This is a genomic window from Plastoroseomonas hellenica, from assembly GCF_018129085.1.
GTDB classification, from domain to species: domain Bacteria; phylum Pseudomonadota; class Alphaproteobacteria; order Acetobacterales; family Acetobacteraceae; genus Plastoroseomonas; species Plastoroseomonas hellenica.
The window spans coordinates 1-18797 of record NZ_JAAGBB010000040.1; the positions used below are offsets into that span (position 1 = coordinate 1).

Annotated in this window: 14 protein-coding genes and 1 pseudogene; 9 read left to right on the forward strand and 6 right to left on the reverse strand. The window is 70.5% G+C overall.

Annotated elements, in window-relative coordinates; translation table 11 throughout:
• Nucleotides 1–598 (forward strand): annotated as a pseudogene (locus GXW71_RS25395) (MFS transporter); the annotation flags it as partial.
• A gap of 11 nt (nt 599–609) precedes the next feature.
• Here GXW71_RS25395 and GXW71_RS25400 read toward each other — a convergent pair.
• Nucleotides 610–1101 carry a GNAT family N-acetyltransferase gene (locus tag GXW71_RS25400; RefSeq protein WP_211855498.1) on the reverse strand — a complete coding sequence of 164 codons (492 nt, stop codon included), beginning with the start codon at nt 1099–1101 and terminating at the stop codon, nt 610–612.
• A gap of 125 nt (nt 1102–1226) precedes the next feature.
• Here GXW71_RS25400 and GXW71_RS25405 point away from each other — a divergent pair, with 125 nt between their 5' ends.
• From GXW71_RS25405 to arsJ, 3 genes are read left to right on the forward strand one after another with little or no spacing between them, the layout of a single operon-like run.
• A complete protein-coding gene (locus GXW71_RS25405) occupies nt 1227–2084 on the forward strand; it encodes a helix-turn-helix domain-containing protein (RefSeq protein ID WP_211855499.1) in 858 nt (285 codons plus the stop codon).
• Nucleotides 2081–3124, forward strand: coding sequence for an ArsJ-associated glyceraldehyde-3-phosphate dehydrogenase (locus GXW71_RS25410; RefSeq protein ID WP_211855500.1), 1044 nt, complete (start codon nt 2081–2083; stop codon nt 3122–3124). The genes GXW71_RS25405 and GXW71_RS25410 overlap by 4 nt, the downstream gene beginning before the upstream one ends.
• Nucleotides 3124–4341, forward strand: coding sequence for an organoarsenical effux MFS transporter ArsJ (arsJ, locus tag GXW71_RS25415; RefSeq protein ID WP_211855501.1), 1218 nt, complete (start codon nt 3124–3126; stop codon nt 4339–4341). The genes GXW71_RS25410 and arsJ overlap by 1 nt, the downstream gene beginning before the upstream one ends.
• A gap of 10 nt (nt 4342–4351) precedes the next feature.
• Here arsJ and GXW71_RS25420 read toward each other — a convergent pair whose 3' ends face one another.
• The 3 genes from GXW71_RS25420 to GXW71_RS25430 form a co-directional block, all read right to left on the reverse strand.
• Complete coding sequence (locus GXW71_RS25420) at nt 4352–5416, reverse strand: aminoglycoside phosphotransferase family protein (protein ID WP_211855502.1); 1065 nt, start codon at nt 5414–5416, stop codon at nt 4352–4354.
• A 173-nt stretch (nt 5417–5589) separates the two neighbouring features.
• Nucleotides 5590–7581: a TonB-dependent receptor plug domain-containing protein gene (locus tag GXW71_RS25425; protein ID WP_211855503.1), complete on the reverse strand. Its 1992-nt coding sequence runs from the start codon at nt 7579–7581 to the stop codon at nt 5590–5592.
• A gap of 7 nt (nt 7582–7588) precedes the next feature.
• Nucleotides 7589–8182 carry a hypothetical protein gene (locus GXW71_RS25430; RefSeq protein WP_211855504.1) on the reverse strand — a complete coding sequence of 198 codons (594 nt, stop codon included), beginning with the start codon at nt 8180–8182 and terminating at the stop codon, nt 7589–7591.
• 172 nt (nt 8183–8354) lie between these two features.
• Between GXW71_RS25430 and GXW71_RS25435 the strand changes: the two genes are divergently transcribed.
• A complete protein-coding gene (locus GXW71_RS25435) occupies nt 8355–10322 on the forward strand; it encodes a putative bifunctional diguanylate cyclase/phosphodiesterase (protein ID WP_211855505.1) in 1968 nt (655 codons plus the stop codon).
• 234 nt (nt 10323–10556) lie between these two features.
• On the opposite strand, the gene GXW71_RS25440 is transcribed toward GXW71_RS25435, so the two are convergent.
• On the reverse strand, nt 10557–11192 hold the full coding sequence (locus GXW71_RS25440; RefSeq protein WP_211855506.1) for a helix-turn-helix domain-containing protein: 636 nt from the start codon (nt 11190–11192) through the stop codon (nt 10557–10559).
• An 86-nt stretch (nt 11193–11278) separates the two neighbouring features.
• On the opposite strand from GXW71_RS25440, the gene GXW71_RS25445 reads away from it, so the two are divergent.
• Genes GXW71_RS25445 through GXW71_RS25460 form a run of 4 tightly spaced genes read left to right on the forward strand, consistent with a single transcriptional unit; the run spans nt 11279 to nt 17867 of the window.
• Nucleotides 11279–13294 (forward strand): hydantoinase/oxoprolinase family protein, encoded by a 2016-nt coding sequence (locus tag GXW71_RS25445; RefSeq protein WP_211855507.1) that lies wholly within the window; start codon nt 11279–11281, stop codon nt 13292–13294.
• Nucleotides 13295–13297: 3 nt separating this feature from the next.
• A complete protein-coding gene (locus GXW71_RS25450; RefSeq protein WP_211855508.1) occupies nt 13298–14953 on the forward strand; it encodes a hydantoinase B/oxoprolinase family protein in 1656 nt (551 codons plus the stop codon).
• Nucleotides 14954–14990: 37 nt separating this feature from the next.
• Nucleotides 14991–16574 (forward strand): ABC transporter substrate-binding protein, encoded by a 1584-nt coding sequence (locus tag GXW71_RS25455; protein WP_211855509.1) that lies wholly within the window; start codon nt 14991–14993, stop codon nt 16572–16574.
• Between the two features lie 15 nt (nt 16575–16589).
• The gene (locus tag GXW71_RS25460) at nt 16590–17867 is read left to right on the forward strand and encodes an NAD(P)/FAD-dependent oxidoreductase (protein WP_211855510.1); all 1278 of its coding nucleotides are present in this window, start codon (nt 16590–16592) and stop codon (nt 17865–17867) included.
• A gap of 26 nt (nt 17868–17893) precedes the next feature.
• Here the strand turns inward: GXW71_RS25460 and dapA are convergent, their stop codons facing one another.
• The gene (dapA, locus tag GXW71_RS25465; RefSeq protein ID WP_211855511.1) at nt 17894–18787 is read right to left on the reverse strand and encodes a 4-hydroxy-tetrahydrodipicolinate synthase; all 894 of its coding nucleotides are present in this window, start codon (nt 18785–18787) and stop codon (nt 17894–17896) included.
• Nucleotides 18788–18797: the final 10 nt, after the last annotated feature.

Consider the following 18797-nt stretch of genomic DNA (forward strand, 5'->3'; position numbering starts at 1 on the left):
CAGCCCCGCCGCGGCCGATTCCGGCGGGCCGCCGCCGCCGCGCTTCGCGATGCCGCTGCTCGCCTTCGTCTTCGCCGCGACATGGTTCGTCACCGGGGCGATGGCGGCGCATCTGCCGGCGCTGCTGCAGGCGGCCGGCGCCACGCCGGCACTGGCGATCGGCGCCGCCGCCCTGGTCGGGCCGGCGCAGGTCATGGCCCGCCTCGCGGAGTTCGGCCTGCTGCGGCGCTTCGACCCCATCGTCTCGGCCAGGCTCGCGACCATCGGCCATCCGCTCGGCGTCGCCGTGCTCGCGATCCTCGGCGCGCCGGCGGCAGCGGGCTTCGCGATCCTGCACGGCATGGGCAACGGCATCCTGACCATCGCCAAGGGCACGCTGCCGCTCGCGGTGTTCGGGCCGGCGGGATATGGCGCGCGGCAGGGGCTGCTCTCGGCGCCGGCACGCATGGTGCAGGCGGCCGCCCCCTTCGCCTTCGGCCTGCTGCTGGAACTCGCGGGCGTCGCCGCCGCGCTCGCGGTCACGGCGGCTCTGTCGCTCTCCGCCTGCGCGGCGCTGCTGGCGCTGCGCCCGGCCGCGCCGCGAGTGGCCAAGGCCTGACCACCGGCACCTCAGCCGCCAAGCCTGCGCTGCAGGAACACGAGATCGAGCCAGCGGCCGAACTTGAAGCCGACCTCTTCGAAGCGGGCGACCTGGACGAAGCCGAGACGCTCATGGAAGCGAATGGAGCCGCTATTCGCGGCGTCCACACCGGCAATCATCACATGCTTTCCCTGTGCGACGGCGAGAGGGATCAAGCTCTCGATCAGTTGCCGGCCAATGCCGGTTCCGCGCCGCTCCGGATGCACGTGCACGGTGTGCTCCACGGTGTAGCGGTAGCCGGGTGAACTCCGGAAATCGCCGAAGGAGGCGAAGCCGACGACGGCATCTCCTTCGGCGGCGACAAGGACCGGGTAGCCTTGCTGCTGCCGGCCCCGCAGCCAGGCCCGGCGGTTGTCGAGGGACACGGGTTCATCGGAATAGACGGCCGTCGAGGTGACGATCACGTCGTTGTAGATGTCGAGAATGCCTGGAAGGTCGGTATCGGCGGCCGCGCGGATCATGCGCGGACGCTAGCACCCCCGCGCCGGCGGCGTCGCCCCGCTGCCCGGTATCGCCGGGGATGCCTGCCATGGATTCGTCACGGAGGTTTCATGATACCCGCAGACATTTCCATTACATTGGAATCATGGAACTCCAGGACGCCGCCCAAGCCTTCACCGCGCTCGGCCAGGTCACAAGGCTGGAGCTGATGCGCGCGTTGCTCGCCGCCGGGCCCAGTGGCCTCGCGCCCGGCGAACTGGTCGAGCGGCTCGGCGTGCCCGGCTCCACCCTCTCCTTCCATCTGCGTGCCCTCGACCAGGTCGGGCTGATCGCCGCGACCCGGCGCGGGCGCAGCCTGATCTACGCCCCGCAAATCGCGCGGCTGCGCGACCTGATGGGTTTCCTCGCCGATGCCTGCTGCGACGGCGATCCCACGCGCTGCGGCGACCTCGCGCGCCTTCTCGACCCGACTAGGGAGTTTCCTGCGATGCCCGCCCCCTTCCATGTGCTGTTCCTCTGCACGCGCAATTCCGCGCGCTCGATCATGGCGGAGGCGATTCTCGCCAAGCTCGCGCCCGGGCGCTTCATCAGCCACTCCGCCGGCTCGGATCCGGCGCCGGAGGGACCGATGCCGGCGGTGATCGGCCAGCTCAAGGCGCTCGGCCACGATGTTTCCGGCCTGCGCTCGAAAAGCTGGGACGTCTTCACCGGCCCGGATGCGCCACGCCTGGATTTCGTCATCGCGCTCTGCGACACGCTCGACAGCCAGGTCTGCCCGGATTTCGGCGACACCACCGTCACCGCCGCCTGGCCGCTGCCCGATCCCGCGAAGTTCGGCGGCAGCGTCGCCGAGCATGCGACGATGCTGAACGAGCTCTACGCCTCTCTGTACCGGCGGCTCGCCATCTTCGCGAGCCTGCCCTTCCAGGCGCTGGACCGCATGGCGCTGAAGGCGCGCATCGACGAACTCGCGCACGCCACCCAGGCGGCGCCCGCGCGATGAGGGTCGGGATCAACGGCATGGGCCGCATCGGGCGGCTCGCGCTCCGCGCCGCGATGGGTGCGGCCGAGCGGCAGATCGAGGATCCGCGCGCCGGCAACCACCTCGACATCGTGCACCTGAACGAGATCAGGGGTGGCGCTGCGACCTGCGCGCATCTGCTGGAATTCGACAGCGTGCAGGGCCGCTGGCGCGCGGCGATCGCCGCCGAGGGCGAGCATGCCGTCACCATCGGCAAGCAGCGCCTCTCCTTTACCGAGCATGCGCATCCCGCCGAGATCCCCTGGGGCGATCTCGGCGTCGACCTGGTGCTGGAATGCACGGGGAAGTTCCTGACGCCGGAGGTGCTGCGCGGCCATCTCGACCGCGGCGCGAAGCGTGTCGTCGTGGCGGCGCCGGTGAAGGACCCTTCGGTGCTGAACGTCGTGATCGGCGTGAACGAGCGGCTCTATGACCCGGCCGCGCATCCGATCGTCACCGCCGCATCCTGCACCACCAATTGCCTCGCGCCGGTGGTGAAGGTGGTGCATGAGGCGATCGGCATCCGTCACGGCCAGATCACCACCATCCACGACCCGACCAACACCAATGTCGTGACCGACGCACCGCACCGCGACTTGCGGCGCGCGCGCAGCGCCATGCTGTCGCTGCAGCCGACCACGACCGGCAGCGCGACCGCGATCGCGCTGATCTATCCGGAGCTGAAGGGCAAGCTGAACGGGCACGCGGTGCGGGCACCGGTGCTCAACGCCTCGCTCACCGACTGCGTCTTCGAGCTCACGCGCGAAACCAGCGCGGAGGAGGTGAATGCCCTGTTCCGCGCCGCCGCGACCGGGCCGCTCGCCGGCATTCTCGGCTACGAGGCGCGACCGCTGGTCTCGGCCGATTATGCACGCGACACGCGGAGCAGCATCGTCGATGCGCCGTCGACCATGGTCACCGACGGCACGCTGCTGAAGGTCTATGCCTGGTACGACAATGAGATGGGCTATGCCTGCCGCATGGTCGACCTCGCCTGCCACGTGGAGGCGGTCGGAATCTGATGCGCAACTACGCCATCGTCACCGCGGCCTATTGGGGCTTCACGCTCAGCGATGGCGCGCTGCGCATGCTGGTGCTGCTGCATTTCTACCGGCTGGGCTACAGCCCCTTCACCCTGGCCTTCCTCTTCCTGCTCTATGAGGCGGCGGGGATCGGCGCGAACCTGATCGGCGGCTGGCTGGCGACCCGGCACGGCATCCGGCGCATGCTGGCGGTCGGCCTCGCCACCCAGATCCTGGGCTTCTGCCTGCTCTCGGCGCTGTCACCATCCTGGAGCGCGGCGCTTTCGGTCGTCTGGGTGGTGGTGGCGCAGGGGATCTGCGGCGTCGCCAAGGACCTGACCAAGACCGCCAGCAAATCGGCGATCAAGCTGACCGCGCCGGATGGCGCCTCCACCCTGTTCCGCTGGGTCGCCTGGTTCACCGGCAGCAAGAACGCGATGAAGGGTGTCGGCTTCTTCCTGGGCGGGCTGCTGCTGGAAGCGATCGGCTTCCGGGCCGCGCTCTGGGCCATGGCGGCGGTGCTGGCCTTGGTGCTCGCCGGCGTGCTGCTGTCGCTGCCGCCGCTGATGGGCAAGGCGCGCGCATCGAAATCCGTGAAGGAGCTGTTCGCCAAGACCGCCGGCGTCAACCTGCTGGCCGGCGCGCGCATCGCGCTGTTCGGCGCGCGCGACGTGTGGTTCGTCGTCGGCCTCCCGGTCTTCCTCTATGCGCAGGGCTGGAGCTTCACGATGGTGGGCGGCTTCCTGGCGCTCTGGACCATCGGCTATGGGCTGGTGCAGGCGGCGGCGCCCGCGCTGGTGCGGCGAAGCACGGACGGGCTCACGGCCGAGGTGCCGGCGGCGCGGCTCTGGGCGCTGGCGCTCGCGCTAGTGCCGGCGGCGCTCTGCCTGCTGCTGGCAGCGGGTCTCGGCCGGCCGGACCTCGTCGTGGTGCTGGGGCTCGCGGTCTTCGGCGTGGCCTTCGCGGTGAATTCCTCCCTGCACTCCTATCTGATCCTCGCCTATGCGGGATCGGCCAAGGCAGCGGAGGATGTGGGCTTCTACTACGCCGCCAATGCTGCCGGCCGCTTCGCCGGCACGCTGCTCTCCGGCCTGCTCTATGGCTGGGGCGGCCTGATCGCTTGTCTGGTCGGCTCCGGCCTGATGCTGGCCGCGAGCTGGGCCACGACGCTCGCGCTGCCGATGGTGCGGAAGGAGACCCCGGCGCTCGCGCGCTGATCCGTTCGCCTCATCCGTCCAGCAGGTCACGACAGCCGAGATCCTCGGCGGCGAGATGGACGCGTTCCAGGTTGTTCCACCAGATCACCGGCGGGATGCCGTTCGCCTGCTGCCAGACCGGCGTCGTGATCTGCCACAGCACCGAGAGGCGATAGTCGTCCTGCAGCGCGCCGCGGTCATAGCCCGCGACGCCGGCCGCCAGCAGCTCTGCATGGTGGCAGTCGAGCAGGTGCCGCTCCGCCCCACGCCGCAGCTCCGGATACCAGTGCACCGCCATCATGTAGGCGAGATCGTCGGTCCCCACATCGATCCGCCAGCCATCCCAGTCGAAGAGCCTGGCGCCCTCGCCGGTCCCGTCGCGCGGCAGGAAGCAGTTCCAGACATGCGCGTCGCCTTGGACGATCGTCATCTGGCGATGCGCGTGGTAGCGCGCGCCGAGGCGCGGCGCGGCATCGAGCAGCCGTGCATAGAGGTCGCGCCGCGCCACCGGCAGCCGGTCGCCGAGCACCTCCGCGAAGCTCGCATACTGGGCCGCCAGCCGCTGCGTGGCCTGTTCCGTCGCCGCTGCGTCCTGCCAGGCGCCGATGCCGGCGCCGAGACGGGGATCGTCCCACCAGGCTGCCTGGAAGCGTGCCCGCGCCCGGATGATGGCCTCGGACTGGACCAAGGTCGGCGGCAGCGGCCAGCGCGTCGCGACCTCATGCGTCGCCGTCAGGTCCTCCAGCAGCAGGTGCCAGGCGCCACTCTCCTGCTCCCAGGCGGCGTCGAAGCAGCGCGGGACGAGACCCGGCGGCGTCGCGGCCGCGACCTCCCGGTAGAAGGCGACCTCCCGCCGCCCGGCTTCCCAGAGGCGGCCCGGCGCATCCGGCAGGCCCGCCTTCACGACCAGCGCGGCGGGGGCGCCATCGGCCGCGCCGTCATAGGTCAGGCGCAGCCGGGTGATGCGGGACAGCAGGGTCGAGAAGGCGTTCTCCACCGTGACCTCTGCGACCTGCCCTTCGCCGAGCGCGCCGGATCGCCGCAGCGCTTCGGTCAGGCGCCCGGCATCGGCGATCTCCGGCAGCGGCGGCGTCATCCTGGGGTCCCCTGGCGATCCGCGGCTATCCTAGAGCGGGATGGCTTGAGGCGGCATCGCCGAATCAGGCGATCAAACAAGGGACAGGAGCATGATGCGCGAGTGTCTCACGCGGCGGGCTCGGCCTCGACGCCCGCGAACCTCGCCGCCTTCACTAAAAGCGGCGCGGAACCTCAGAAGGAGGATCGCAGGGAGAGATAGAAGCGGCGCGGCGCCTGCGCGGCGATGGTCTGCCGCTGCCGCTCCTGCAGCACATTCTCGCCCTCGAGCGCGACCGTCAGGTTCGGCGTCACCTGATAGGCGATGCGGAGCGCGGCGGAGACCTGGTCATGCACCTGCACCAGGACCGCATTGCTTTCATCCACGACGCGCCAGCCCTGCGCCTCCCCGGCATAGCGCAGGAACCCGTCCAGCTCCCAGCGCCCGCCCGCCCAGCCGAGGCGCGCGGTCGCGAGGTGCCGCGGCGAGGCACGCTTGAAATCGATCAGCGCGGGGCGGAATTCGGCTTCGGTCGCCGCGAGCCGGTAGGCGAAGCCCCAGGTGAAGCCGGTGCCGAAGCGGCCCTGCGCGGCAAGGTCGACGCCATAGACCCGCGAGGTGCCGAGGTTCAGCGGCATGAAGGTGGTGTAGGGAACCTGAGGCGGCTCGAGCACCGGGACGGAGAGCCCGCTGCTGAAGCCCCTGTTGATCTGGTAGAAGCCGGTGACGGCGATCCGGCCGGCGATGGCCTCGATGTTCCGGCGGTACTCGATCTGGAAGTCGTGCACCACCGTCGGCTGCAGGCGCGGATTGCCCGTGTCCTGATAGCCGAAGGCCGGGAAGCTGTCCCGGTAGCCGAGGTCGTAGAGGCTCGGCAGGCTGACGCCGCGCGAGGCGCCGATGCGCCAGGTTTCCACCGGTGTCGGGTGCCAGACCAGGCCGAGATTCCAGGAGGCGTCGTGGAACCGCCGGCGATAGGCGCTGTCGCCATCCGGGAAATTCGGGTCGTCGAAGCCGCGCCCATTGAGCCGCAGATAGTCCCCGCGCAAGGCCACGGTGGATTCCACGGTGTCGCTGATCGCCCAGTTCCACATCGCGCCGACCGCGACGTTGGTGTAGCCGACCTCGGATCCCGGGAAGGCCGACATGACGCTGCGCCGAACTTCCAGCATGTGGCGCAGAGTGTGGCTGGCGCCGAGCTTGAAGGTGTGGCTGATCTCGGCGACGGTCAGGTCGTGATCCGTCGGCGACGCCCCGACCGCAAAGGTCTCGCGGTAGCCGGTGTGGTAGACGGAGGCCGCGAGGAGGCCGAAGCCGATATCGGCCGAGACGCGGCCACGCAGGTTCCAGATCCGGCGGTCCTGCCGCCAGAACTGCCCGTAGTCGAAGAAGTCGCCGGCGATCGCGCGGTTGTAGCTCGCTTCGATCCCCACGCGGACCCGGTCCGACAGCCGCGCCGCGAATTCGCCCGCCACTTGCTGCCGGGTGGGGGATCGCCGCGAGTCCAGTTGCGCCAGCTCGAACTCGGTATGGCCGCTCCGCCACGCCTGCTCGCCCCGGAGACCGGCCGACAGCCGGATGCCCAGATTGTCGCCGATCGGCCCGACATGGGTCACGGACGCCTCGCGGTACCGGCCGGTGCCGACGCGCAGCGTTCCCGTGCTCTGCCGGTCATGCAGCGGATCCAGCGTGATGATGTTGATCACGCCGCCGGCGGCGTTGAAGCCGAAGAGCGCCGCGTTCGGACCCTTGATCACCTCGATCTGGCGGATCTCGGCGAGTTGCACGGGCAGCGAGTCCCAGGCGACATAGCCATAGTGGTCCAGATAGACCTGCCGGCCATTGACCAGCACCAGAAGGCGCGGCGACATCGCCGTCGCGTAGCCGCGCACGCCGACCGTGTAGTCATGGGCATTGTACTGCTGCACATCGAGCGAGGTGTAGCGCGCGAGCACGGCGGGAATATCATGGGCGCCGGAGCGCCGGATCTGCTCGGCGGTGATGATCTCCATCGAGGCCGGCACCTGGGAGGCGCGCTGCGGCCCGCCGGTGGCGCTCGTCGTCACGGGCTCGCCAAAGAGCGCTTCCAGCTCGGCATGGCCGATATCGCTCGTGGCCCTGGCGCTTCCAGGTGCCAGCGCCAGGGCGATCAGGAAAGCGCGGATGGGAAGGGCACGGTTGGTCATGCGCGCCTCAGCGTTCCTGGATCAGCATGCGGAACGCCGTCGCGAAACGGATTCCGGCCGCCGCGGCGGCGGCACGATTGGCAATGATCTCGACCTGCGGCGCAGCGCGAACGGCGAGCATGACGACGCCCGCGTCGACGGGCGCGCGTTCGGTCGCCACCGTCAGGACACCCTGCCCCGCCAGGGCCGCCGCTTCACGGGCATAGGGTAGTGCGGCGGTGGTCAGCAGCACCGCGACGAAGCGCTGCCCGGACAGATCCTCGATCGAGACGGGGCGGCCGACCAGGATCGCGCGGCCGGACCGCAGCCCGTCCCCGAAAGCGGCGGCGAGCCGGTTTGCCTCCCGCTGCCCTTCCTCCGAAGCGCGCGGAAACACGATGCCCACCACGGCCAGGCCCGACGGCGGCGTCTCCAGGAACGCCATGGCCCGGGCCATGACGGTCATGTCGCGCATGCTCGCCTCCGCCCGGGGCATGCCGGGCAGCAGCAGCAGCATGACGAGGCATTGGCAGGCGCAGCGGCGGGACAGCGACCGGGAGAACACCTTGGTGCGCCCCAATCCCCCCTGCACTCTCCTGGCGATGTCGACTGCGGCACCCATTCAGGCGGTGAACTTCGTTCCGAAGCGGTCAGCATGGGCGGCGCCTGGCACCAGGCACGCGCTGCCACCGAAGCCGTGGTTCTAGGGGCTGAACCGTAATGGCTTTGTTAAACCTCCTCGCCGTATGGTTACCGGGCGGCGTTAAAAGAACGTCGGGCATCGGAAACGCAATGTGCCCGGACCATTCCCCCCCCTTTTCCGGATGGCAGCGCAGCAGGGGCCGCTAGCGACGCTCGGCGGCTTGCCCGGCCGCCGCATCGTGCGGCTGCTCAGCGTCCTCGCGATCCTCGGCGCCATCATCGTCGCGGCTGCCCCCCCGGCCGCGTATTTCTTCGGCGCGCGCGCACGGCTGCAGGGTGCGCTCGAGGCGAGCGCCAGGCTGCATGCGGCCGAGATCGGCGATCTCGCCAGGCGCAATCCGGAATTCTGGGACTTCCGCGAACTGCGCGTGGACGCGCCGCTCGGTGGCGCCGCGGGATCCGCCGTGGAGGAGCGGCTGAGCGTCTTCGATGCCGAGGGACGACTGATCCTGGTCTCCGGCGCCGCGGAAGCGCTGCGATCGCCCGTCCTGTCCCAGCGCGCGCCACTCCGCGAGGGCGACGCCATCGTCGGCGAGACCGAGGCGTCGCGCTCGCTCTATCCCGCGGTCGCCACCACGATGGCGATCCTGCTGGGATCAGGGTTGCTCGGCATCCTCGTCCTCCTGGTCCTGCGCACGGTTCCGTTGCGGCTTCTGCAGCATGCCCTCGGCCGCGCCGCCTATTTCGCCGCGCATGATCCACTCACCGGCCTGCCCAATCGCGTAAGCTTCAACGAGCGGCTTCGGCAGGGCGTCGCGCTGGCGCGCCGGCGGGATCACAGCCTGGCCGTGCTCTGCCTCGACCTCGATCGCTTCAAGGACATCAACGACACTTTCGGCCATCCTGCCGGGGACCGCCTGCTCAAGGAAGTCGCGGTCCGCCTCGTCGGGTGCCTCCGCGAATCCGACGTTCTGGCAAGGCTCGGCGGCGACGAGTTCGCGGTCGTGCAGATCGGTGCGCAGCAGCCCCGGGACGCGCAGGCGCTCGCGCAGCGCATGATCGAGGCGCTGGCGCCGCCGATCGACCTCGGCGGGTCTCTGGCCTCCGTCGGCACGACGATCGGCATAGCGCTGGCGCGGGACGAATCCGGCCGGCCGCTCGATGCGGACCAGCTCCTGGTCGACGCCGACCTTGCGCTCTATCGGGCGAAGCTCGTCGGGCGCGGCGCCTGGCGCTTCTTCGAGCCGGAAATGAATCAGGAGGCACGGCTGCGGCGGGAGCTGGAGCAGGACCTTCGCCTGGCTCTGGCGGAGAGCGACTTCCGGCTGCATTTCCAGCCGCAGGTCGACCTGTTCCGCGGCCGGCTGATCGGCGCGGAGGCGCTGCTGCGCTGGGACCGGCCCGGCCATGGCCCGGTTCCGCCCGCGCTGTTCGTCGAAGTCGCGGAGGAGTCCGGCCTCATCACCGGCATCGGCGCCTGGGTGCTGGAGGAGGCATGCCGGCAGGCGGCCGCCTGGCCGTCCATGGTCTCGGTGGCGGTCAATGTCTCGCCGGCGCAGTTTCGCCTGGGCAACCTCGCGCGCACGGTGCGGTCCGCGCTGGAGGCTTCAGGGCTGCCGCCCGGCCGGCTGGAGCTCGAGATCACGGAAGGCGTGCTGTTCAACAACACCGAGGACGCGCAGCGTCAGTTCCGGGAGATCCGCGCCCTCGGCGTGCGCATCGCGATGGACGATTTCGGGACCGGCTTCTCCAGCCTCGGCTACCTGCACAGCTTCCCCTGCGACAAGATCAAGATCGACCGGTCCTTCATCGCCAAGCTCGGGCAGAGCGAGAGCTCCGAAGCGATCGTGCGCGCGATTCTCGGCATGGCCCGCGCATTCAGGGTGCGGGTGGTCGCGGAAGGCGTGGAAACGGCCGAACAGGCATCCTTCCTGATGAACGAAGGCTGCCATGAGGCGCAGGGCTATTACTTCGGCCGGCCCGTGTCGGGCGACGCCTTCCTCTCCGACCTGCTGGATGGGGGGCATCGGGCGCCGCACGGGACATGCATCGGGCAGGTGCGCGGCACCTATGACGACCGGCCGACTGCCCTGCCCATCGCGGAGGTGGGCGGCGACTGAGCGCCCGACGGCGACGGAAGGTTCCCTGGCCGTGAGGCGGACGGCGAAGGCCTCCTGCGACATCGGCCCACAGAGCCCCGCGGCCGCAGGCCGCCATTGGTTTCGGCGGAGCGAGGCGAAGCCGATGCTCCGGGGCCGCGCATGCGGCCCCGCGCGCGACCAACAGCCGCCGCCAGCGCGCCCTGACAGCGCGCAAGCCAAGGCCGCGTATGCGGCCGCCGGCGCCTGAGGCCCTCAATAGAGCGGCGGCGTCACCGCCCAGACCACCACGCAGCGGAGCGGGCCGGGATTGGCGAAGCGATGCGGCAGGGTGCTGAGGAAGCGGAAGGAATCACCCGCCTGCAGGCGGCTGGCGACGCCATCCACCTCCAGCTCCAGCACTCCTTCCAGCACCGTCCCGGCATCCTCCCCCGCATGCTGGTAGGGCGCCTCGCCGGAGGAGCCGCCGGCCTCGACGGTGATCAGCATCAGCTCGATCCTGCCGTCGCCTTCCGGGCTCAGCAGCTCCTTGGTGATGCCCTTGGCGGAGAGGTCCAGCACCCGGCGCTGGGCGCGGCGCTGCACCCAGGCCGGGCCCTGCGCCGCGGCACCGGGGTCGCTGAAGAACCAGCCGATCGGCACCGCGAAGATCTCGGCCAGCTTCTGCAGCGACCGGATCGAGGGCGCGGAAACCCCACGTTCAATCTGGCTTAACATGCCGACCGAGAGGCCACTGCGCGCCGAGACCTCCTGCAGGGTCCATTCCCGGCGCTGGCGCATGCCGCGCAGCCGCTGGCCCAGCACGGGCTCCCGCTCCGGCGCGGCGGTCGCCGCGGGGTCGGGCAAGGGGGCATCGGCCATCGCCGCGGCCCCAGGGCTTTCCTCGATCATTGAAAAAATCGCCTAGGGTTTTTCAATCTGGTTGCAGAGTCTAGATGACACGCTAAGCTAGCCTCAGGCAGGGGCGGAAAGCAAAGATGCGCGTCGGGATCGAGGTAGGCGGCACCTTCACGGATCTGGTCTCGGTCGACCGGGGGCAGGTGCGCGTCGTCAAGGTGCCGTCGACGCCGCGCAGCCCGGATATCGGCGCCTTCAACGCGCTCGGCGCCGCCGGGATCGAGGCGGCTGATGTCACCGACCTCGTGCATGGCTCGACCGTCGCCACCAACGCGATCCTGGAGCGGCGCGGCGCCACGATCGCCTTCGTCGCGACCAAAGGCTTCCGCGACATCCTGTTCATGCAGCGCCACGACCGGCGCAATATCTACGATCTGCATTACGCGAAGCCGGCGCCGCCGGTGCGCCGCCGCGACTGCTTCGAGGTGGCCGAGCGCATCGGCCCGGACGGCACCGTCATCGCCCCGCTGGACGAGGCGGCGGTGGCGCGCGACCTGCTGCCGGCGCTGGCCGCCGGCGGCTACCAGGCGGTCGCGATCTGCCTGCTCTCGGCCTATGCCTCGCCGCTCCACGAGATGCGGCTGATGGAGATGATCGCGGCCGCCCTGCCCGGCCTCTCCATCGCCGCGAGCCATGCGGTGGCGCCGGAATTCCGCGAGTTCGAGCGGGCGTCCACCACCAGCCTCTCGGCCTATGTGCAGCCAGTGATCGACGGCTACCTCGACCGCTTCGAGGCAACGCTCGGGGCAGCCGGCTTCCGCGGGCATTTCAGCGTCATGCAGTCGAATGGCGGGCGCATGCCAGCCACGGCCATGCGGCGCAACGCGATCAGCGCGCTGCTGAGCGGCCCCGCGGCGGGCGTGGTCGGCGCCATCCGCCAGGCCGCGCGGTCCGGCCGCGGCGACCTCATCACCTTCGACATGGGCGGCACCTCCACCGACGTCGCGCTGGTGCAGGATGGGGAGGCGGCGCTGGCCGCGGAGACCGAGGTGGACGGGCTGCCGATCCGGACGCCGGTGCTGGATATCGTCACCGTCGGCGCCGGCGGCGGCAGCCTGGTCTGGATCGATGATGGCGGCATGCTCCGGGTCGGGCCGCGCAGCGCCGGCGCGGAGCCCGGCCCGGCCTGCTACGGCCGCGGCGGCACGCTGCCCACGGTGACGGACGCGCATGTGGTGCGCGGCACCATCCGGCCGGAGGCCTTCCTCGGCGGCGGCATGACGCTCGATGCCGATGCCGCGCACCGCGCCTTCGAGGGCATCGCGGCCCGGCTCGGCACCGATGTCCGGGGCGCGGCGGCGGCCGCGATCCGGCTCGCGGTCGCCAATATCGTGCGCGCGATCCAGCTCGTCTCGACCGAGCGCGGCCGCGACCCCCGCGACTACGCGCTGCTGCCCTTCGGCGGCGCCGGCCCGCTGCTCGCGGCCGAGATCGCGGAGGAGCTCGGCATCCGCGAGATCCTGGTGCCGCCCAATCCCGGCGTGATCTCCGCGCTTGGCCTGCTCTCGGCCGATTACGTGAAGCTCCGCGGCGTCACCCGGCGGATGACGCTCGACGCGGAGACGCCGGCCCTGGTCGCCGCCGATTGCGCGCGGCTCCGCGCCGCGGCGGAGGCGGAATTCGCGGCCCTCGGCCTCACCGGGCCGCTCGAACCCTCACTCGAGCTCGACATGCGCTTCGTCGGCCAGGCCTTCGAGATCCCGGTGGCGGTCGACCCTGCGGAGCTGCCGCGGCTCGGCGCCGCCGATCTCGGGGAGCGCTTCGCGCAAGCGCATCGCCGCGTCTACCTGCATGGCGGCGAGCCCGGGCGGAAGGTCGAGCTGGTCGGGCTGCGCTTCGGCCTGCGCCGGCGCCTGGATGCGCTGCCGGAGGTCGCGGAGCGCCCAGCCGGCCTCGCCCGCCCCGCGGACGCGGCGGTCGTGACCGGCGGTGCCGCGGTGCGCGCCCGGCTCGCGGATGCGGCGGCGCTCGGGGCGGGCGACGCGGTGGCGGGGCCGGCGCTGATCGAGGGCTATTCCTCCACCACCTGGGTGCCGCCCGGCTGGCGCGCGGCGCGCGACGCCGCCGGCAACATGCTGCTGCAAAGGGAGGGCTGATCGATGACCCAACTCGATCCCGTCGAATACGCCATCCTCAGCCAGTCGGTGATCGCGGCGGCGCGGGAGATGGGCGTGAAGCTCGTCCGCTCCGCCTATTCGACCATCCTGCGCGAGGCGCGGGACGGGTCCGCCGCGCTGCTGGATGCCGAGGGCAACACCGTTGCCCAGGCGGAGCTGATCCCGATGCAGCTCGGCAGCATCGGCCGCATCTTCCAGGCCTGCGCCGCGCTCTACCCGCCGGAGACGCTGGAGGACGGCGACTTCCTGGTCATCAACGACCCCTATTCCGGCGGCCAGCACCTGCAGGACGTCTTCTTCTTCCACCCGGTCTTCCACGAGGGCGCGGTGATCGGCTACGCGGCCTCCGTCGCGCATCACCTCGACCTCGGCGGCGGCAGCCCGGGCCTGAACGCGGGTGCGCGGGACCTCTATGCGGAGGGGCTGATCATCCCGCCGATGAAGGTCAACACCGCGCGCGACTGGCATGGCGGCGGCTTCCAGCGGCTGCTGCGCGCCAATGTGCGGGTGCCGCACCAGACCATGGGCGATTTCGACGCGCAGATCGCCGCCAACAATATCGGCGTGCTGCGCATCCAGGAACTCGCGCGCCGCTACGGCGTCGCCAAGGTCAGGGCCGCCATGGCCGGGCTGCAGGATTACTCCGAGCGCCGGATGCGGGCGGCGATCGCCGCCGTCCCCGACGGCACCTATCACGGCGAGGCGATGCTGGATGATGACGGGCTCGGCAGCGGGCCGCTGCCGGTGCGGGCCGCGGTCACTATCGCGGGCGATTCCATCACCGTCGATTTCGCCGGCACCGCACCGCAGGTCGGCAGCAACCTCAACGCGCCCTTCGCCTCCGTCATCTCGGCCGCCGTCTCCTGCCTCAAGGGCGCGCTGACCAGCCCGGACATCCCCTTCAATGACGGCTCGCTGCGGCCGATCACCGTGATCGCGCCGAAGGGCAGCCTGCTCAACCCGAACCATCCGGCGCCGGTGCGTGCGCGCATGATCTCGGTCTCCCGCGCCTGGAACGCTGTCATGCAGGCGGTGGCGCAGGCCGCGCCGGAGAAGGCGATCGCACAGGGCTACGACACCACCACCGCCTTCTGCCTCTCCTGGCTCGGGCCCCAGGGATGGTCGGTCTATCTCGAGGTCTATGGCGGCGGCTATGGCGCGGGCATCGGCAATGACGGGTGCGACGCGGTCGACAACCCGCTGTCGAATTGCTCGAACACGCCGGTCGAGGCGATGGATCAGGATTTCAGCTTCTTCCGCGTGACCGATTACGCGCTCCGCGCCGACAGTTGCGGCAGCGGCGCGCGGCGCGGTGGCGCAGGCTTCAGCCGCAGCTATGCGATCGAGACGGATGGCGCGCAGCTCGCCTTCTACAGCGACCGCTTCACCGGCCAGGCCGCCGGATTGTTCGGCGGCGGCCCCGGCGCCAGCGGCACCTGCGCGGTGCTGCGCGACGGGGAAGCGATCCACCTCCGCAGCAAGGATGCCTTCGCGCTGAAGCGCGGCGACGTCGTGACGATCAGCCTCGGCGGCGGCGGCGGCTACGGCCAGCCGGCAGAACGCCCGGCCGCGCTGATCCAGCGCGACCTGGAGGACGGGATCATCAGCGCGGAACGCGCGGCCAACTGGGCAGGTTGACACCGGACACGCATTCAACGCGACAGGAGCTTCGAGTATGGACCGCAGGCGTTTCCTCCAGGCCGGCGCGGCCGGTGCCGCCGCCCTCGTGGCCCCATCGCTCACGCAGGCGCAGGGTGCCAGGGTGTTCCGGTTCAAGCCGAACGCGGATGCGACCATCCTCGACCCGGTCTTCACCACCGCCTTCTCGACCCGCTACCTCGCGCTGATGAGCTACGACACGCTCTACGGCATGGACAATGCGCTGAACCCGCATCCGCAGATGGTTGCGGGCCATGTGATCGAGGATGACGGCAAGCGCTGGCGCCTGACGCTCCGTGAGGGTCTCCGCTTCCATGACGGGGCGCCGGTGCTGGCGCGGGACTGCGTCGCCAGCATCCGCCGCTGGGGCCGGGTCGATGCCATGGGCCAGTTGCTGATGAGCGTGACCGACGAGCTTTCCGCCGCATCGGACAAGGAGATCGTCTTCCGCCTCAAGCGCCCCTTCGCGCTGCTGCCCAATGCCCTCGCGAAAAGCACCAGCTTCATCCCGGTGATCATGCCGGAGCGGCTGATCACCGATCCCGCCAAGCAGGTGACGGAGGTGGTGGGCAGCGGCCCCTTCCGATACCTCGCGAATGAGCGGGTGAACGGCGCGCGGTCGGTCTGGGAGAAATTCGCGGGTTATGTGCCGCGGCCGGACGGCGTCACCGAATTCACGTCGGGGCCCAAGATCGCGCATCTCGACCGCGTCGAGTGGATGATCATCCCGGACGCGCCGACCGCGGCCGCCGCCGTCATCAGCGGCGAGATCGACTGGTACGAGGATGTGCTGCTCGACCTGGTGCCGCTGCTGCGGCGCGACCGCAACGTGGTGCTCGGCAGCTACAACCCGGCCGGCAACATGGGCATCCTCGCCATCAATCACCTGCATCCGCCCTTCGACAACCCGGCGATCCGCCGCGCCATGCTCGGCGCCATCGACCAGTCGGAGGTGATGACCGCGGTCGCCGGCACCGACCGCGCCCTCTGGAATACCGGCGTTGGTTATTTCTGCCCGGATTCGCCGATGGCCTCCGATGCCGGAATCGCGGCGATGACGGCGCCGCGCGACTACGATAGGACGCGGCGGGAGCTGGCGGCGGCCGGCTATCGCGGCGAGAAGGTGGCGTTCCTCCAGGCCGCGAATTTCTACACCATGAGCCAGCAGGTCGACGTCACCGCCGACCAGATGCGGCGCGCGGGGATGAATGTGGAGATCATCCCGGTCGATTTCGGCGTCTGGCTGCAGCGCCGCGCCAACCGCGCGCCGGTGGCGCAGGGCGGCTGGAACTGCACGACGACGCTGCTGCCGGGCCTCGACCTCTGGGACCCGACCTCGCATCTGCCGCTGCGCGGCAATGGGCTCTCGGCCTGGTTCGGCTGGCCGACGGCGCCGGGGCTGGAGGCGCTGCGCGACGAATGGATCGCCGCACCCGAGCTGCCGGCGCGCCAGGCGGTCGCGCGGCGGATCCAGGAACAGGCCTTCCAGGAGGTGCCCTATGTCCCGACCGGGCGCTGGCGCGACCTGACCGCCTATCGCCGCAACGTCACTGGCATGCTGACGGGCATGCCGCTGTTCTACAATCTGCGGAAGGGCTGACGAGGACACCGACCGATGCTGCCGCTGCCGCCGAGCCTCTATGCCGCGACCGCCCGCCCGGCGCCGCCGACGCCGCCGTTGCCGGGCGACCGGCGGGCGGATGTCGTCGTGATCGGCGCCGGCTTCACCGGCCTTTCCACCGCGCTGCATCTGGTGGAACGCGGCGTCGACACCGTGGTGCTGGAGGCGAATGAACCGGGCTGGGGCGCCTCCGGCCGCAATGGCGGCCAGGTCAATCCCGGGCTGAAGCCCGACCCCGACCAGGTGGAGGCGGATTTCGGGCCGGAGCTCGGCGCCCGCATGGTCCGCTTCGCCTGGGGCGCGCCGGAGACCACCTTCGCGCTGATCCGACGCTGGCAGATCGCCTGCGATGCGCGCCAGGGCGGCACGCTCCGCGCCGCCTATCAGCCGGGGCATGCCGCCGCCGTCCGCCGCTCCGCCGAGCAGGGCATGCGCCGTGGCCTGCCGGTGACCCTGCTGGAGCGCGAGGCGGCGCTGATGGCGACGGGCACCGACCGCTATGTCGCAGTGATGCGCGATGCGAGCGGCGGCGACGTGCAGCCGCTGGATTACGCCCGCGGCCTGGCGCGCGCCGCGATGCAGGCGGGTGCGGCGGTGCATGGCGGCACCCGCGTCACCGCGCTCAGCCGCGCCGACGGCCGCTGGCAGGTCGCGACGCCGACCGGCACGGTGACGGCGGAGACCGTGATCCTCGGCACCAATGGCTATACGGATGACCTGCAGCCGGGGCTCCGGCGCAGCGTGGTGCCGGTGTTCAGCTCCATCGCCGCGACCGCGCCGCTGGCGGAGGATGTGGTGCGGGACATCATGCCGATGCGCGCCTCGCTTTACGAGAGCGGGCACATCACCGTCTATCTCCGCGTCGACCAGAAGAACCGGCTGCTGATGGGCGGCCGCGGCCCGCAGCGCCCGATCGGCGATCCCTCCCCCGTCGCCTATCTCATGCGCTATGCGGAGCGGCTCTGGCCCGCGCTCGCCGGTGCCGAATGGACGCATGGCTGGAACGGCCAGCTCGCGATGACGCCCGACCACTACCCGCATATCCACCAGCCCGCGCCGGGGCTGATCTGCTGCCTCGGCTACAACGGCCGCGGCATCGCGCTCTCGACCGCCATGGGCGACGAGATCGCGCGGCTGGCGACGGGCACGCCGGCCGCGGAAATCGCGATGCCGGTGACGCCGATCAAGCCAATGCCGTTCCATGGCTTCTGGCGGGTGGGCGTCATGGCGAAGGTGCTGGAGGGGCGGATCCGCGACCGGCTGGGGCTGTAGGCGGCCCAATCAGGCAGCCACGGCGTTCAGTCGAATCCCACAGCGGCCAGGGCCTTCAGCGCGATGGCGGCGCGCTTCAGATTGTCCGCGCTTGCCCTTTGCAGGGGTGCGCGGGCGGTACCGACCGGGTATCCGATAAGGCCCATGGCGTCCTTCAGCGGCCCCGGATGGTTTGCCGTGTAGAGAGCCTCCACCAGCGGAAGAAGCGCGTCGTGGGCTCGGCGGGCGATGGCCAGGTCTCCGTTCACCGTCGCTTCGAAGAGCTTGCGGTGGAACGCAGGGACCAGATTCGCGGTCATGAATATCCCGCCGGGACTGCCCAGAAGGAATGTCGGAAAGCCGAGATCGTCATCTCCGGACAAGATCGCGATCCGCTCGCCGACAGCGCGGATCTTGGCGGCGACGATGGCCAGATCGCGTTCGCATTCCTTGAGCGCGACGACCGCAGGAATCCCGGCGAGCTTCTCCAGCATGGGTATGTCGAGGGTGATCCCGGTCCGGGACGTGTTGTTGTAGGCGATGATGGGGATGGATGCGGCGTCCGCGACGCGTGCGAAGTGCTCATGAATGCCATCGGCGCTGGCCTTGATGTAGTAGGGCGGCAGCACCAGCACCGCGTCGGCGCCGGCCCTCGCGGCATGGCGAACCGTCTCCTGCACTTCCTTCGTGCCTGGTGCCAGCGCACCGACGATAATCGGAATCCGCCGCGCCGCGTGGTCGATCGCGACGTCGATCACCCGTTGCCGCTCGGACGGGGTCAGGCTGACGAACTCGCCGCTCCCGCCGATCACCAGCAGCCCGGCCGCGCCCGAGGCGATCTGGAAGTCGATCAGCGTCCGAAAGACCGCCTCGTCGAACGCATCGGCTTCCGTGAAGGGGGTGACGATCGCCGTATGAATGCCTCGGGGGATGAAGGTCATGGCCTTCCCT

Bases quoted from the DNA above. Each gene is read 5' to 3' on its own strand.
- GXW71_RS25400 (WP_211855498.1), bottom strand. From the start codon at position 1,101: ATGATCCGCGCGGCCGCCGATACCGACCTTCCAGGCATTCTCGACATC.
- GXW71_RS25405 (WP_211855499.1), top strand. From the start codon at position 1,227: ATGGAACTCCAGGACGCCGCCCAAGCCTTCACCGCGCTCGGCCAGGTC.
- GXW71_RS25410 (WP_211855500.1), top strand. From the start codon at position 2,081: ATGAGGGTCGGGATCAACGGCATGGGCCGCATCGGGCGGCTCGCGCTC.
- arsJ (WP_211855501.1), top strand. From the start codon at position 3,124: ATGCGCAACTACGCCATCGTCACCGCGGCCTATTGGGGCTTCACGCTC.
- GXW71_RS25420 (WP_211855502.1), bottom strand. From the start codon at position 5,416: ATGACGCCGCCGCTGCCGGAGATCGCCGATGCCGGGCGCCTGACCGAA.
- GXW71_RS25425 (WP_211855503.1), bottom strand. From the start codon at position 7,581: ATGACCAACCGTGCCCTTCCCATCCGCGCTTTCCTGATCGCCCTGGCG.
- GXW71_RS25430 (WP_211855504.1), bottom strand. From the start codon at position 8,182: ATGGGTGCCGCAGTCGACATCGCCAGGAGAGTGCAGGGGGGATTGGGG.
- GXW71_RS25440 (WP_211855506.1), bottom strand. From the start codon at position 11,192: ATGATCGAGGAAAGCCCTGGGGCCGCGGCGATGGCCGATGCCCCCTTG.
- GXW71_RS25445 (WP_211855507.1), top strand. From the start codon at position 11,279: ATGCGCGTCGGGATCGAGGTAGGCGGCACCTTCACGGATCTGGTCTCG.
- GXW71_RS25450 (WP_211855508.1), top strand. From the start codon at position 13,298: ATGACCCAACTCGATCCCGTCGAATACGCCATCCTCAGCCAGTCGGTG.
- GXW71_RS25455 (WP_211855509.1), top strand. From the start codon at position 14,991: ATGGACCGCAGGCGTTTCCTCCAGGCCGGCGCGGCCGGTGCCGCCGCC.
- GXW71_RS25460 (WP_211855510.1), top strand. From the start codon at position 16,590: ATGCTGCCGCTGCCGCCGAGCCTCTATGCCGCGACCGCCCGCCCGGCG.
- dapA (WP_211855511.1), bottom strand. From the start codon at position 18,787: ATGACCTTCATCCCCCGAGGCATTCATACGGCGATCGTCACCCCCTTC.